General features: G+C 69.6%; 15 protein-coding genes and 1 tRNA gene. 7 read left to right on the top strand and 9 right to left on the bottom strand.

Features of this window, described 5'->3' with window-relative positions; genetic code table 11:
• Positions 1–229: hypothetical protein (locus I0C86_RS32400; protein ID WP_196205109.1), on the bottom strand; the 229-nt coding region annotated here is incomplete at its 3' end.
• Between I0C86_RS32400 and I0C86_RS32395 the strand changes: the two genes are divergently transcribed.
• Positions 228–929: a pectate lyase family protein gene (locus I0C86_RS32395; protein WP_230395154.1), complete on the top strand. Its 702-nt coding sequence runs from the start codon at positions 228–230 to the stop codon at positions 927–929. The genes I0C86_RS32400 and I0C86_RS32395 overlap by 2 nt on opposite strands.
• Before the next feature lie 54 nt (positions 930–983).
• On the opposite strand, the gene miaB is transcribed toward I0C86_RS32395, so the two are convergent.
• Complete coding sequence (miaB, locus tag I0C86_RS32390; RefSeq protein WP_196205105.1) at positions 984–2453, bottom strand: tRNA (N6-isopentenyl adenosine(37)-C2)-methylthiotransferase MiaB; 1470 nt, start codon at positions 2451–2453, stop codon at positions 984–986.
• An 80-nt stretch (positions 2454–2533) separates the two neighbouring features.
• Between miaB and I0C86_RS32385 the strand changes: the two genes are divergently transcribed.
• Positions 2534–2794, top strand: coding sequence for a DUF2277 family protein (locus I0C86_RS32385; protein ID WP_196205104.1), 261 nt, complete (start codon positions 2534–2536; stop codon positions 2792–2794).
• On the opposite strand, the gene I0C86_RS32380 is transcribed toward I0C86_RS32385, so the two are convergent.
• Positions 2743–3225: a hypothetical protein gene (locus I0C86_RS32380; RefSeq protein WP_196205103.1), complete on the bottom strand. Its 483-nt coding sequence runs from the start codon at positions 3223–3225 to the stop codon at positions 2743–2745. The genes I0C86_RS32385 and I0C86_RS32380 overlap by 52 nt on opposite strands.
• Before the next feature lie 491 nt (positions 3226–3716).
• Between I0C86_RS32380 and I0C86_RS32375 the strand changes: the two genes are divergently transcribed.
• From I0C86_RS32375 to I0C86_RS32355, 5 genes are all read left to right on the top strand, one after another.
• Positions 3717–3812 (top strand) — tRNA-Sec (locus I0C86_RS32375).
• A gap of 235 nt (positions 3813–4047) precedes the next feature.
• A complete protein-coding gene (locus I0C86_RS32370) occupies positions 4048–4827 on the top strand; it encodes an amino acid ABC transporter ATP-binding protein (RefSeq protein WP_196205102.1) in 780 nt (259 codons plus the stop codon).
• A gap of 62 nt (positions 4828–4889) precedes the next feature.
• Entirely contained in the window at positions 4890–5762 is an 873-nt protein-coding gene (locus tag I0C86_RS32365; protein WP_196205101.1) for a glutamate ABC transporter substrate-binding protein, read from the top strand.
• Positions 5763–5837: 75 nt separating this feature from the next.
• On the top strand, positions 5838–6512 hold the full coding sequence (locus I0C86_RS32360; protein ID WP_196205100.1) for an amino acid ABC transporter permease: 675 nt from the start codon (positions 5838–5840) through the stop codon (positions 6510–6512).
• Positions 6509–7393, top strand: coding sequence for an amino acid ABC transporter permease (locus I0C86_RS32355; RefSeq protein WP_196205107.1), 885 nt, complete (start codon positions 6509–6511; stop codon positions 7391–7393). Before I0C86_RS32360 ends, I0C86_RS32355 begins: the two co-directional genes overlap by 4 nt.
• 169 nt (positions 7394–7562) lie before the next feature.
• Here I0C86_RS32355 and rny read toward each other — a convergent pair whose 3' ends face one another.
• From rny to I0C86_RS32325, 6 genes are all read right to left on the bottom strand, one after another.
• Complete coding sequence (gene rny / locus I0C86_RS32350) at positions 7563–9272, bottom strand: ribonuclease Y (protein WP_230395157.1); 1710 nt, start codon at positions 9270–9272, stop codon at positions 7563–7565.
• A gap of 699 nt (positions 9273–9971) precedes the next feature.
• Entirely contained in the window at positions 9972–10487 is a 516-nt protein-coding gene (locus tag I0C86_RS32345; RefSeq protein WP_196205098.1) for a tetratricopeptide repeat protein, read from the bottom strand.
• Positions 10488–10585: 98 nt separating this feature from the next.
• Positions 10586–11314, bottom strand: a complete 729-nt coding sequence (locus I0C86_RS32340) for a regulatory protein RecX (RefSeq protein WP_196205097.1) — start codon at positions 11312–11314, stop codon at positions 10586–10588.
• Between the two features lie 23 nt (positions 11315–11337).
• Positions 11338–12384, bottom strand: coding sequence for a recombinase RecA (recA, locus tag I0C86_RS32335; protein ID WP_196205106.1), 1047 nt, complete (start codon positions 12382–12384; stop codon positions 11338–11340).
• A 225-nt stretch (positions 12385–12609) separates the two neighbouring features.
• Positions 12610–12810, bottom strand: coding sequence for a DUF3046 domain-containing protein (locus I0C86_RS32330; RefSeq protein ID WP_196205096.1), 201 nt, complete (start codon positions 12808–12810; stop codon positions 12610–12612).
• A 56-nt stretch (positions 12811–12866) separates the two neighbouring features.
• Positions 12867–13463 (bottom strand): MFS transporter (locus I0C86_RS32325; protein ID WP_196205095.1); only part of this gene is annotated, 597 nt, incomplete at its 5' end.

The raw sequence follows: 13463 nt of genomic DNA, 5'->3' as shown, positions 1-13463 counted from the left end.
GCCCGACCACGGCCGGCCCCACCACCGGCCCGACGACCGGCCCGACGACCGGCCCGACGGTCCCGCCGCAGACCGGACTCGTCGGCTGGGCCACCCAGAACGGTGGCACCACCGGCGGCGGCAGCGCCGCCTCGACGACCGTGACCAGTGCCTCGGCGCTGACCACCGCCGTTGGCTCCAGCAGCGCGGCGGTGATCCGGATCTCCGGCACCATCTCCTGCTCCGGCATGCTCCGGGTCCGGTCCAACAAGACCATCCTCGGGGTCGGCTCCAACGCCACCATCTCGGGCTGCGGACTCAACATCAACGGCGACCGCAACGTCATCATCCGCAACATCAACTTCCGCGGCTGGGACGACGACGCCATCAACGTCCAGGAGTCGGCGACCAACGTCTGGATCGACCACAACAGCTTCACCGACGGGTACGACGGCGCGGTGGACGTCAAGCGCGCCTCGGACTTCGTGACGATCTCCTGGAACCGGGTGTACGGCCACGACAAGTCCATGCTGCTCGGGCACAGCGACGACAACGCCAGCCAGGACAACGGGCACCTGCGGGTCAGTTACCACCACAACTGGTTCGACGGGTCCAACCAGCGGCACCCGCGGGTCCGCTTCGGCAACCCGGTGCACGTCTACAACAACTACTACAACAACATCGGCGGGTACGGCGTCGCCTCCACGGAGGGCGCGGGCGTCCTCGTCGAGGGCAACTACTTCGAGAACACCGACGACCCGTACCACCTCGGTGAGGGCGACTCGGGTCCGGGCAGCCTGGTCGCCCGGAACAACCATTTCGTCAACTCGGGCAGTGGGCAGACCGGCGGCAGCGTCGCCGGCATTCCGTACTCGTACCAGCTCGACACCGCCAGCAACGTGAAGTCCATCGTGACCAGCGGCGCCGGCACCGGCCGCATCGGCCTCTAGGACTGTTAGGAAGGGCCCCTTCTTATGCAGAAAACGATAAGAAGGGGCCCTTCCTTACATCGCGGACGGTACGCCGACCGTGGGCAGGCCCAGCAGGACGCCGTTGCCGGTACGGGGTGCACGGCCGGCCTCGGCGGCGTCCCCGGCCCGGGTCCGGCGATGGGACAGTGGCTCGCCGTCGGCGTTCAGGTGGTGCGGGGCGGCGTAGCTGATGGTGGTGTGCACGATGTCGCCCGGTCGGATCCGCCCGGCGTACGAGCCGGCGGCGAAGTGCACCAGCCGGCCGTCCCGGGCCCGGCCCGAGAGCCGTCCGGTGCGCTCGTCCTTACGGCCCTCGCCGACCGCGACCAGCACTTCGACCGGGGTACCGACGAGGTTCCGGTTCTCCGCCCAGGTGATCTCCTCGACCGCCGCGAGCAGCCGCTCGTAACGCTCCTGGACCACCTGTTTGGGCAGCTGGTCCGGCATGGTGGCGGCCGGAGTGCCAGGGCGCTTGGAGTACTGGAAGGTGAAGGCCGAGGCGAACCGCGCCTCCCGGACCACGTCCAGGGTGCGGACGAAGTCGGCCTCGGTCTCGCCGGGGAAGCCCACGATGATGTCCGTGGTGATCGCCGCGTCCGGCATCGCCGCCCGGACCTTCTCGATGATCCCGAGGTACCGCTCGGCCCGGTACGACCGGCGCATCGTCCGCAGCACGTCGTCCGAGCCGGACTGCAACGGCATGTGCAGGGAGTGGCAGACGTTCGGCGTCTCGGCCATCGCGGCGATCACGTCGTCGGTGAAGTCCTTGGGATGCGGGCTGGTGAACCGGACCCGTTCCAGTCCGTCGATCTCCCCGGTGGCCCGGAGCAGCTTGCCGAACGCGAGCCGGTCACCGAACTCCACCCCGTACGAGTTCACGTTCTGGCCGAGCAGGGTGACCTCGAGCACACCCTCGGCGACCAGGGCGCGTACCTCGGCCAGGACGTCGCCGGGGCGGCGGTCCTTCTCCTTGCCGCGCAGCGCCGGAACGATGCAGAACGTGCAGGTGTTGTTGCAGCCCACCGAGATCGACACCCAACCGGCGTACGTCGACTCGCGCCGGGTCGGCAGGGTGGACGGGAAGACCTCCAGCGACTCCAGGATCTCGACCTCGGCGGCGGCGTTGTGCCGGGCCCGCTCCAGCAGCACCGGCAACGAGCCGATGTTGTGGGTGCCGAAGACCACGTCGACCCAGGGTGCCCGGCGGACGATCTCCCCCCGGTCCTTCTGGGCCAGACAGCCACCGACCGCGATCTGCATCCCGGGGTGCTTGTCCTTGACCGGACGCAGATGACCGAGATTGCCGTAGAGCCGGTTGTCGGCGTTCTCGCGCACCGCACAGGTGTTGAAGACCACCACGTCCGGATTGTCGGCGTCGGCCGCCCGGACATAGCCGGCCTGCTCCAGCAGTCCGGAGATCCGCTCGGAGTCGTGCACGTTCATCTGGCAGCCATAGGTGCGCACGTGATAGGTGCGCGGGCTGCCGAGGGCTGCGGTAGTCATGACAGTGACAGAGTATCCGTAGCGGCCGGGCAGCCCGGTCCCGTGGGATGGCTACTCAGCCCGGGAGAAGGAGGAACGCCATGTGCCGGAGTATCAAGACGCTTCGCCAGCCGTACGCCGAGATCGTCACCGAGGCGGACATCGAGGCGGCCGCGTTGCAGTACGTCCGCAAGATCTCCGGATTCCGCGCCCCGGCCGCGCACAACGCCTCGGCGTTCACCGCGGCGGTGGCCGCGGTGACCGACGCGACCCGGACCCTGCTCGACCAGCTGGTGGTGCGCGGGAACGGTCAGGCGGCGGCGAGCGCCGGAATGACCGAGTCCGGCACCCAGCGGGACTGATGACACGGCGACCAGCCCCGGCAGCGGGGGCTGAGCGCCGTACAGAGCCGTTGGTTGGAGAGGATCTCCCCGTCCTCGGTGTCCCGCACGTCGAGGTGCACGGGACGTATGGTGCCGTTCGCCGAGACCAGCAGGTGCCGTCCGGCGTCGAGGGTGTCGTCCGCCAGCAGGCAGTGCCGGCCCAGCCGGCGGGCGAAGGCCGCGATGGCGGTCACCTCCGGTAGCTCGGCCGGCACGCCGTAGCAGTCGACGGAGGTGGGGTAGTCGCCCGGCCGGTGCCAGACGTCGACGAGCAGGGCGCCCTGCGGCACCCCCGCCGGGTCGACCCCGCCGAGCGGCAGCACCGGTACGTCGAGCACGTCGGCGAGCGCGCGGCGGATCTCCCTGGCGGCGACGCGCCCCTCGATCCTCCAGTTCCACAGCTCGATCATTGCCGCCTCCTCGCCGTACTCGGTCGTGGCCGGTGCCTGGTCGTGGCTGGACGCCTGATGCGACCCGACATCCCGGTCGGGGGCCGGAGCCCGACTGCTCGGGCGGAACGGCCTTCCCCTCGATGGTGCCGGGCGCAGCGGGTCGAGCGCGGCTAAGTTACCGGTCTGTGACCATATCCGCCGAAATAGACGACCCTTGACTACCTATTGTAGTCGGAGGATGCCGCCCTACCGGCGCAGCGCGCCCGAACCGCTCACCGAGCGTGGTCCGAACGGACCGGTGGGGTCGGGCACCGGACAGTTTCGAGACCGGTGCACTCGACCGCGACGGCGCCATGACCGCCGCCAAGGTCCGACCTGGAGCCGGGGACGCCCGCCCGGCCCTCCACAGCTCGCTCCGAACACCACCGGCAAGGGCACCCGCCCGCCCCGGCCAATCTTCCAAATCGGGTACGCCCTACCATCGAGGACGGAACATCGCTGCTGGCCAGGGAGGCGGGCAGGTGCCTGGTGGTCCTCACGGTCTTCAAAACCGATGTGACCGAGTAGCTCGGTTGGGCGGGTTCGATTCCCGTACGCCTCCGCCACCGACGTCCGGCCGACGACATCCCGGCGCGGCGTCGATGACCCCTACCCCTGGGGGCACATCCGGCTGCTGACTACTGAGGGTTGCTGCCCTTAACAGACAGTGCCGATCTTTGCGGCCGCTGTTATCGCCCCGTGATGAACTCGATTGCGTTCCAGCACGTCAGGTCCCCTAGAGTTGCGTCACCGATTCAGCGGAATCCGGTGTGACAGACCAAGGACGAGACGGGTGGGGGCATGACCGAGCGGAGCGAGGCGGGCGAATTGAACGGTACGACCGACCAACCGCTCATCAGGCTTGACGGGGTCAACAAGTGGTTCGGCCCGTTGCACGTGCTGCAGGACGTCGACCTCTCGGTGCGGCGCGGCGAGGTCGTCGTGGTCATCGGCCCGTCCGGCTCCGGCAAGTCGACGCTGTGCCGGGCGATCAACCGCCTGGAACCGATCAACTCCGGAACGATCACGTTCGACGGACAACCGCTGCCCGCCGAGGGGCGCCCGCTGGCCCGGCTGCGCAGCGAGGTCGGCATGGTGTTCCAGTCCTTCAACCTCTTCGCCCACAAGACGATCCTGGAGAACGTCACGCTCGGGCCGATCAAGGTACGCAAGGAGAAGCCGGACGCTGCCCGACAGCGGGCGCGCGCCCTGCTCGACCGGGTCGGCATTGGCAGCCAGGCCGACAAGTTCCCCGCGCAACTCTCGGGCGGGCAGCAGCAGCGGGCGGCGATCGCCCGCGCCCTGGCCATGCAGCCCAAGGCGATGCTCTTCGACGAGCCGACCAGCGCCCTCGACCCGGAGATGGTCGGCGAGGTGCTCGAGGTGATGACGTCGCTCGCCGGTGAGGGCATGACGATGGTGGTGGTGACGCACGAGATGGGCTTCGCCCGGCACGCCGCCAACCGGGTCATCTTCATGGCCGACGGGCAACTCGTCGAGGACGCTCCGCCCGCGGAGTTCTTCGCCAATCCCCGTAGTGAGCGGGCCAAGGACTTCCTGTCGAAGATTCTGACGCACTAGGCGTCCAGTGTGGAGTACCCGGTCGGTTGACCGGCGTGCTAAGTCGAAGAAGGGGTAGGGGTATGCGAATCACGCGCGTGGCGGCGATTGCCGCAGTCGCGGCACTCTCGTTCACCGTCGCCGCCTGCGGCGGTGACGACGGCGGTACCGGTACGGGCGGCAGCAAGGCCACCGGGATCGTCGGCAAGGCCGAATCGAGCAAGAAGCTGGTCATCGGCGTCAAGTCCGACCAGCCCGGCCTGGGTCTGCAGACCGGCAGCGCGTACGAGGGCTTCGACGTCGAGATCGGCAAGATCATCGCCAAGGGACTGGGCGTCGACGCCGGCGGCATCGAGTGGAAGACCACCACCACCCCGAACCGCGAGCCGTTCATCCAGCAGGGCACCGTCGACCTGGTCATCGCGACCTACACCATCAACGACGAGCGCAAGCAGAAGGTCAGCTTCGGCGGGCCGTACTACATCGCCGGGCAGGACCTGCTGGTCAAGACCGACAACACCAGCATCGTCGGTCCGGAGTCGCTGGACGGCAAGAAGGTCTGCTCGGTGAGCGGCTCGACTCCGGCCAAGCGGATCCTGGCCGAGCACCCGAAGGCGAAGCTCCAGCAGTTCGACGCCTACGCCAAGTGCCTTCCGCTGCTGGACGGCGGTCAGGTCGACGCGGTCACCACCGACGACATCATCCTCGCCGGATACGCCGCCCAGCCGCAGTACGCCGGCAAGTTCAAGGTGGTCGGCAAGCCCTTCTCCTCCGAGCCGTACGGCATCGGCCTGAAGAAGGACGACAAGGCCGGCTGTGCCAAGGTCAACGAGATCCTCACCGCCGCCGCGTCGGACGGCAGCTACAAGGCCGCCTGGGACAGCACCCTCGGCAAGAGCGGTACCCCCGCTCCGACCCTGGACACCAGCAAGCTGACCAACTGCCCCGCCGTCTGATCGATCCGGGGCCGGCGGCGTTCGCCGCCGGCTCCGGTCGTTGTCCAGGACTGACGTGGTCCGAGGAGCGAGGAAATGCACGTATTCGGTGATTCGGCGAATCTCGACGCCACGGTGGCGGGATTCCTCTGGATCCTCAAACTGACCGGCGCCTCCGCGGTACTCGCGCTGGTGCTCGGCGTGTTGCTGGCCGCGATGCGGGTGTCGCCCATTCCCGTACTGCGCCTGTTCGGCGCCGGCTGGGTCAACATCTTCCGCAACACCCCGCTGACCCTGATCGTCTTCTTCTGCTACTTCGGGCTCTACACCACGCTCGGGCTGACCTTCTCCGACGATCTCGCCCGCAACATCTACTGGCTCGGGGTCGTCGGGCTCTCGACCTACACCGCCGCCTTCGTCTGCGAGGCGATCCGCTCCGGCATCAACACGGTGCCGACCGGCCAGGCCGAGGCCGCCCGGGCGATCGGTCTGACCTTCGCCCAGACCCTGCGGATCGTGATCCTGCCGCAGGCCGGCCGGGCCGTCGTCGCGCCGCTGGGCAGCATCCTGATCGCGCTCTGCAAGAACAGCACGATCGTCGGGACCATCGGCCTGATGGAGTCGGCCAGCGTGATGAAGGACCTGATCAACGCGAACGGCGACGCTGTCGTACCCATCTTCCTGGTCTTCGCCGGCGTCTTCGCGCTGCTGTTGGTGCCGACCGGTTACTTCTTCGGTTGGCTGGCCAACCGGCTGGCGGTGAAGCGCTGATGAGCAACACGGTCCTCTACGACCACCCCGGCCCCCGCGCGCGGATCCGCAACGCCGTCCTGACGGTCGTCTTCGGCATCGCCCTGCTCGCGCTGCTGTGGTGGGTCTACCGCAAGTTCGACGAGGCCGGTCAGTGGGCGGGCCCGCTCTGGAAGCCGTTCACCGAGTCCAACACCTGGATGAACTTCATCCTGCCCGGCCTCGGGCAGACGCTCCTCGCCGCCGCCACCGGCATGGTGCTCTCGCTCGCCTTCGGCATCATCTTCGCGGTGGGCCGGCTCTCCGAGCACCGCTGGATCAGCGTGCCGGCCGGCGTGGTGGTGGAGTTCTTCCGGGCCGTACCGCTGCTGCTGATGATCTTCTTCATCTTCTTCGGCGTGCCGTTCCTGATCCAGGGACCGGTCCCCGCCTTCTGGGCGGTCGTCGTCGGGCTCACCCTCTACAACGGCTCCGTCCTCGCCGAGGCGTTCCGAGCCGGCATCAGGGCCGTGCCCCGGGGCCAGGCCGAGGCGGCGTACGCCATCGGCATGCGCAAGAGCCTGGTGATGCAGCACATCCTGGTGCCGCAGGCCGCCCGGTCGATGCTGCCGGTGATCGTCAGCCAGCTCGTCGTCCTGCTCAAGGACACCGCGCTCGGCTACATCGTGGCCTTCCCCGAACTGCTCCAGCGGGGCGTCAACGACCTGTCCGCCAACTTCGGCAACGTCGTCGCCGCCGCGATGGTGGTCGCCACGATCTACGTCATCCTCAACTCGCTGCTCACCATGCTCGCCAACTGGCTCGACCGGCGTAGTCAGCGTCGGGGCAAGGCACCCAAGGAGGCCGGTACGCCGGTGTCTGCGGTGCCACCGGGCGGTGACGGTACCGCCATCGCCATCTGATCGATTCCGGAAGCTGGCGGTTGACCCGCTCCTGTTGGGAGCGCCCGGTCAACCGCCAGCTTCTTTTCGTCCTCCGCGCACCCGCGTACCCGCTCCGTCGGATGGCCGCCGGGACCCTGCTCGCACTCGCCGCAATTCCGTCGCCGGTCGGGCCCCCGCCCGGCGACGGTCAGCGGGCGATCTCGGTGACCCGGGACTCGCGTACGACGGTGACCCGGATCTGACCCGGATAGGTCAGCTCCTCCTCGATCTGCTTGGCCACGTCCCTGGCCAGCACGGCGGCACCGATCTCGTCGACGTCGTCCGGCTTGACCATCACCCGGATCTCGCGGCCGGCCTGCATCGCGAAGACCTTCTCCACGCCGGACTTGCCGGCGGCGATCTCCTCGATCCGCTCCAGCCGCTTGACGTACGCCTCCAGGCTCTCCCGCCGCGCGCCCGGCCGACCGCCGGAGCAGGCGTCCGACGCCTGGGTCAGCACCGCCTCGATGGTCTGCGGCTGCACCTCGTTGTGATGCGCTTCGATGGCGTGCACGACCTCCTCGGCCTCGCCGTACTTCCGGGCCAGGTCGGCACCGATCAGGGCGTGGCTCCCCTCCACCTCGTGCGTGAGCGCCTTGCCGATGTCGTGCAGGAACGCGCACCGCTTGATCGTCGGTGCGTCGAGCCGCAGCTCGGCCGCCATGATCCCGGCGATGTGCGCGGTCTCCACCAGGTGCTTGAGCACGTTCTGCCCGTACGACGTCCGGTAGCGCAACCGCCCCAGCAGGCTCACCATCTCCGGATGGATCTCGGTGATGCCCACCTCGACCAGGGCGTCCTCGGCGGCCCGCTGACAGAGCCGCTCCACCTCGTGCTTGGCGGTCTCGAAGACCTCCTCGATCCGGTGCGGGTGGATCCGGCCGTCGAGCACCAGCTTCTCCAGCGTCAGCCGGCCGATCTCCCGGCGTACCGGGTCGAAGCACGACAGCAGCACCGCCTCCGGGGTGTCGTCGATGATCAGGTTGACTCCGGTGACCGACTCGAAGGCCCGGATGTTCCGCCCCTCGCGGCCGATGATCCGGCCCTTCATCTCGTCGCCGGGCAGGTGCAGCACGCTGACGACACTCTCCGCCGTCTGCTCGCTGGCGACCCGCTGGATGGCGTCGACCACGATGTGCCGGGCCCGCTGGTCGGCGGTGTTCCGGGCGTCGGCCTCGATGTCCCGGACCAGGATCGCGGCCTCCCGCTTGGCCTGGCCCTCGATCGCGTCGACCAGTTCGACCCGGGCCGCGTCGGCGGTCAGGTTGGCGATCCGCTCCAGTTCCCGCTTCTGCTGCTCCTCCGCCTCGACCAGGGCCGCCTCCCGGGCGACCAGTCCGGCCTCCCGGGCCGTCAGCTCCGCTGCGGCGGCGGTCAACCTGCGCTCCCGCTCGGCGAGCCGCTCGACCTCCTCGGTGTGCAGCCGCTCCCGCTCGTCCATCCGCTGGGCTCGCCGCTCGACCTCGGCGGCCTGCTCGCGGGTCGTGGAGGCGAGCAGGGAGATCTCCCGTTCGCCACTGCGCCGGGCCGCCGCGCGTACCTGCTCGGCGTCGGTCTCGGCCTGTCGGTGTGCCCGGTCCAGTACCGTGTCCGCCTCGGCGCGGGCCGCGTCCAGCACCCGCTGGGCCTCTGCTCGCGCGGCGCTCGCCTCCGCCTTCGCCGCAGCGGCGTCCGCCCGAGCCGACGCGGCGGCGGACTTGGCGGTGTCGACGCTCGACGACGCCTGGTCGGCGGCGGTCCGCAACGCCGCCAGCGACTGTTCCTGCCGGTCCTTCTCGGCGACGAACGCGGAGTCGTCCACGGCCGGCGCGGTGCTCGCCGTGCCGATCCGGCGGAGCGCGCGGGCGCCCAGCGCCATCGCGGCGAGCACCAGCGCCGCCAATCCGACGATCGCGGCCAGCAGGGCCCATTCGAGGGCGCTCACGGCGTCACCTCGCCGCGCTCGGCACCGCCGGAGGTCCTCGCGCTGAGCGGGCTGGATCGCTCGCTGCGCTCGCTCATGCCGGCGCCTCGGCGCGACTGGTTCCGCTACTGTCCCTGGCCCGCTCGATCATGGCCGCCTCCCCTTTGCCGTCCGGCGCCGGAGGGGCTGCGCCTGTGGGTGAGGCGCGCGCCCTACGGCTGTCACGACGCCCGACCGAGGCGGCTGGCCGAGGGTACGGCCGCCCGGCAGTGTCCCCGGGGACACCGCTGACGACCGGGTGTGGTTCTGCGGTCACCGGACCGGCCCGCCCGGTAACCGCTTATCTGGCCGATGAGCTGGCCGAAGTGATGCCGTACTGTTACGCGTTCTATGTTGTGCGCTTAGCCTGCGATGGTCGGGAAAACTCGTCTAAGGCGAGGCTAGGTCGCGATGGGGCATTCGGTCAAGAAACTCATGATCCGGCGCGGCACCTGACGTAGGGCAGCCGAACGCTTACGTGGCGGTGATGACGGGCCGGGCATAAGGGGGCGAGTCCGGAATCCGACTCGGTCCCGAGTGGCCTCCGGCGGACACCGAGACGTCCGGCGGAAGCGCTCCCAGCAGGCGTCCCACCGACCGGTAACCCTTCCCGCGCTACGGCTGACTCGGCCGGCTGCCCGGCTGCGGCTCGATGAGCAGCCCGGCGTAGTTGACCAACGAGCGTTGGTAACGGGACAGGTGCGGGGCCAACGTGGCGAGCGCGAGCGAAGCCGCCTCCCGCTCCCGACCGACGTCCGTCAGGGCGAGCGCCAGGAAGGCCCGCACCGCGTCGTCCAGGTGGTCGGAGCCGGCATCGAGCTCGGTGGTGAGCAGCGCGACGCTCTGCTCCGGCTGGCCGAGGTTCCGCAGCGAGCTGGCCAACTGGATCACGGCACAGCGCCGCCGCTCACCGGTCAGCCCCTGGTCGAGCGCCTCCTGGTACAGCGGTACGGCGAGATCGGGCCGGTCGGTCGCGTCGAAAGAGGAGGCCCGCTCATAGGTGCCGATGCCACTCCCCTCGGGCAGTTCACCGACGAGTTCGTCGATCAGGGACCGGAACTCCGCCTCGCTCCGCCTGTCGATCGACGCCCAGGCATCGGACAGCCGCTGTTCCCAGTCCTCATGATCCACCACGTGATCCTAGCCGGCAGCCACGCCTGCTGATCAGTGGCGTTCTGCCGGACTGTGGCGTTCTGCCGGACTGTCCCGCCCGGTCCGGGGCCGCTCCCTCAGAGCCCGTCCCGGTCGAACTCCGTCTCGGCGTCGGCCAGCGCGTCGGCGTCGACGTACTCGGCGAACTCGGCCGCCTCGGCGTCCCGCTCGGCGAGCGCCTCCTTGACCGCCCGGACCGCCACCCCGGCCGGATAACCCTTGCGGGCGAGCATGCCGACCAACCGGCGGAACACCGCGTCCGGGGTGCCGGTGGCGGTACGCAGCTTCCGGTCGACCAGCAGACGGGCGGTCTCGGCCTCGGCCGTCTCGTCCAACTCACCGAGCGCCTCGGTCGCGGTCTCGGCGTCCACCCCCCGCTGGCGCAGCTCGTTGGCGAGCGCCCGGCGGGCCAGCCCTCGGCCCTGATGACGGCTGGTTACCCAGGCCCGGGCGAAGGCGGCGTCGTCGATCATGCCGACCTCGTCGTAACGGTCCAGGACCTGGGACGCCGTCTCCGCTGAGATGCCCTTCCGGGCCAGTGCCGTCGCCAGCTCGGCCCGGGTGCGGGGTCGTCCGGCAAGCTGGCGCAGGCAGATCTCCCGAGCCAGCTCCGCCTCGTCGCGCGGCTTCGCCGGCTGGGCCGTTTCGCCACCCGACCGGCCCGCTACCTCGGAGCGCTGTCCGGTCGGCCCGCCCGGAACCCCGGAGCCGCCCCGGCGCGAACGTCCCGTGCCACTGCCGCCCGTACGGGCCGGTGGGGCAGCGTCCCAGCCCCGGCCCGTACGGGCACCACGTCGTCCTGCCATGTCGCTATGGACTCAGTCGACCGTCAGAAATCCACCGGCGGCAACTCCGGCCCGCCGGCAGCGTCGGACGCACCCGCTCCGACACCGAGCTTTTCGAGGATCTTCTTCTCGATCTCGGCCGCCACGTCGGGGTTCTCCCGCAGGAACTCGCGGGCCTTCTCCTTGCCCTGGCCGAGCTGGTCACCGTCGTAGGTGTACCAGGCACCGGACTTGCGGATGATCGACTGCTCGACCCCGACGTCGATCAGCGAGCCCTCCCGGGAGATGCCCTTGCCGTACATGATGTCGAACTCGGCCTGCTTGAAGGGAGCGGCGACCTTGTTCTTGACCACCTTGACCCGGGTCCGGTTGCCGACCACGTCGGTGCCGTCCTTGAGGCTCTCGATGCGTCGCACGTCGAGCCGGACCGAGGCGTAGAACTTCAACGCCCGACCACCGGTGGTGGTCTCCGGACTGCCGAACATCACACCGATCTTCTCGCGGAGCTGGTTGATGAAGATCGCGGTGGTGCCGGTGTTGCTGAGCACACCGGTGATCTTCCGCAGCGCCTGGCTCATCAGCCGGGCCTGGAGGCCCACGTGGCTGTCGCCCATCTCACCCTCGATCTCGGCCCGCGGCACCAGGGCCGCGACCGAGTCGATCACGATGACGTCGATCGCGCCGGACCGGATCAGCATGTCGGTGATCTCCAGCGCCTGCTCACCGGTGTCGGGCTGCGAGACCAGCATCGCGTCGGTGTCCACGCCCAGCGCCTTCGCGTACTCCGGGTCGAGGGCGTGCTCGGCGTCGATGAACGCGGCGATGCCCCCGGCCCGCTGGGCGTTCGCCACCGCGTGCAGTGCCACGGTCGTCTTACCGCTGCTCTCCGGTCCGTACACCTCGACGACCCGGCCGCGCGGCAGACCGCCGACACCGAGCGCCACGTCGAGCGCGATGGAACCGGTTGGGATCACGGAGGTCTGGATGACCGGCCGCTCCCCCAGCCGCATCACCGAGCCCTTGCCGAACTGCTTGTCGATCTGAGCGAGAGCAAGGTCGAGTGCCTTCTCCCGGTCAGGACCTGCCGCCATGTTCGCCACCCCTGCCTTCGCCGGCATCTTCGTCGCTGAGCTTTTCGTCACGCGGACACGCTAGGCGCTCGGTCCGACAGAAAACAGCCGGCTGGCCGCGACCTGTGGACGGGCACCCCGCTGTGGACAATAGCCGAACAGGTGTACGACTCAACGCACGACACGGCAAACTACCTTAAGTTACCCATTGATCACGCCATGGAGTTGATCCGGTAGGGGCACCGCTCACCGCAGCCGCGCCGGGACCCGGTCCGGGTACGCGGCGCAGACCGCCCGCCACACCACGACCGTCTGCTCACCGGCTTCGAGGGCCTGCCGGATGGTCCGGCCATCCAACTGCGGCAACACCTGGTCCGTGGCGAGACTGCCGGCGTACGCCGGGCCGAACGTCTGCTCCAGGCGCGTCCAGAAATCCGTCAGCCGCACCGAGACACTTCCCTTCCCATCCATCGACGAGCCGGGTCCACCCCGTCGGGCACGCCTCACGCTCCGGCGCGCTCCTCCTGCGGCGCCGTCCGCAACGCTAGCGCCAACAGCGGGACGACGGCGACCGCGGCCAGCAGGTTGAGCACGGCATAACCCGCCACCTGGATGACAAACCCGCTCAGTGCCCCGGCGAGCGCGCCGGCCAGTCCCATGGTCAGGTCGGAGAGCCCCTGGACGGCGGGCCGGACCTCGGCCGACACCGACTCGGAGAGCAGGGTGGAGCCCGCCACCATGGTGCCGGACCAGCCCAGGCCGAGCAGCGTCAGTCCCACCGACACCTGTGCGGTGTTGTGCCCGGCCGTTCCGGCGACCGCGCAGGCGGCGAGCAGCGTACCGATCCCGCCCAGGATGACGGCCCGCCGGCCGAACCGGTCGGTCAGCCAGCCGACCACCGGGGAGAACGCGAACATGCCGGCGATGTGCAGGCTCAGCACGATACCGACCACCCGCAGCACGTCGGCGTCGGAATGCCACTCGCCGAGGTGCACCGGGGTCATCGCCATCACCCCGACCATCACCAGGTGGCCCATTGCCACGGCGGAGATCCCGAGCCGGGCCGCCGGCACCTCGCGTACCACCCTCTTATACACACT

Source organism: Plantactinospora alkalitolerans (assembly GCF_015690345.1).
Lineage (GTDB): Bacteria > Actinomycetota > Actinomycetes > Mycobacteriales > Micromonosporaceae > Plantactinospora > Plantactinospora alkalitolerans.
The sequence above is the reverse complement of the archived record's forward strand: the minus strand, read 5'-3'. Positions and strand labels throughout refer to the sequence as shown.

Excerpts from the sequence above, each read along its gene's own strand:
- I0C86_RS32395 (WP_230395154.1), top strand. The coding sequence starts at position 228 with ATGCTCCGGGTCCGGTCCAACAAGACCATCCTCGGGGTCGGCTCCAAC.
- miaB (WP_196205105.1), bottom strand. The coding sequence starts at position 2,453 with ATGACTACCGCAGCCCTCGGCAGCCCGCGCACCTATCACGTGCGCACC.
- I0C86_RS32385 (WP_196205104.1), top strand. The coding sequence starts at position 2,534 with ATGTGCCGGAGTATCAAGACGCTTCGCCAGCCGTACGCCGAGATCGTC.
- I0C86_RS32380 (WP_196205103.1), bottom strand. The coding sequence starts at position 3,225 with ATGATCGAGCTGTGGAACTGGAGGATCGAGGGGCGCGTCGCCGCCAGG.
- I0C86_RS32370 (WP_196205102.1), top strand. The coding sequence starts at position 4,048 with ATGACCGAGCGGAGCGAGGCGGGCGAATTGAACGGTACGACCGACCAA.
- I0C86_RS32365 (WP_196205101.1), top strand. The coding sequence starts at position 4,890 with ATGCGAATCACGCGCGTGGCGGCGATTGCCGCAGTCGCGGCACTCTCG.
- I0C86_RS32360 (WP_196205100.1), top strand. The coding sequence starts at position 5,838 with ATGCACGTATTCGGTGATTCGGCGAATCTCGACGCCACGGTGGCGGGA.
- rny (WP_230395157.1), bottom strand. The coding sequence starts at position 9,272 with ATGGCGCTGGGCGCCCGCGCGCTCCGCCGGATCGGCACGGCGAGCACC.
- I0C86_RS32340 (WP_196205097.1), bottom strand. The coding sequence starts at position 11,314 with ATGGCAGGACGACGTGGTGCCCGTACGGGCCGGGGCTGGGACGCTGCC.
- recA (WP_196205106.1), bottom strand. The coding sequence starts at position 12,384 with ATGGCGGCAGGTCCTGACCGGGAGAAGGCACTCGACCTTGCTCTCGCT.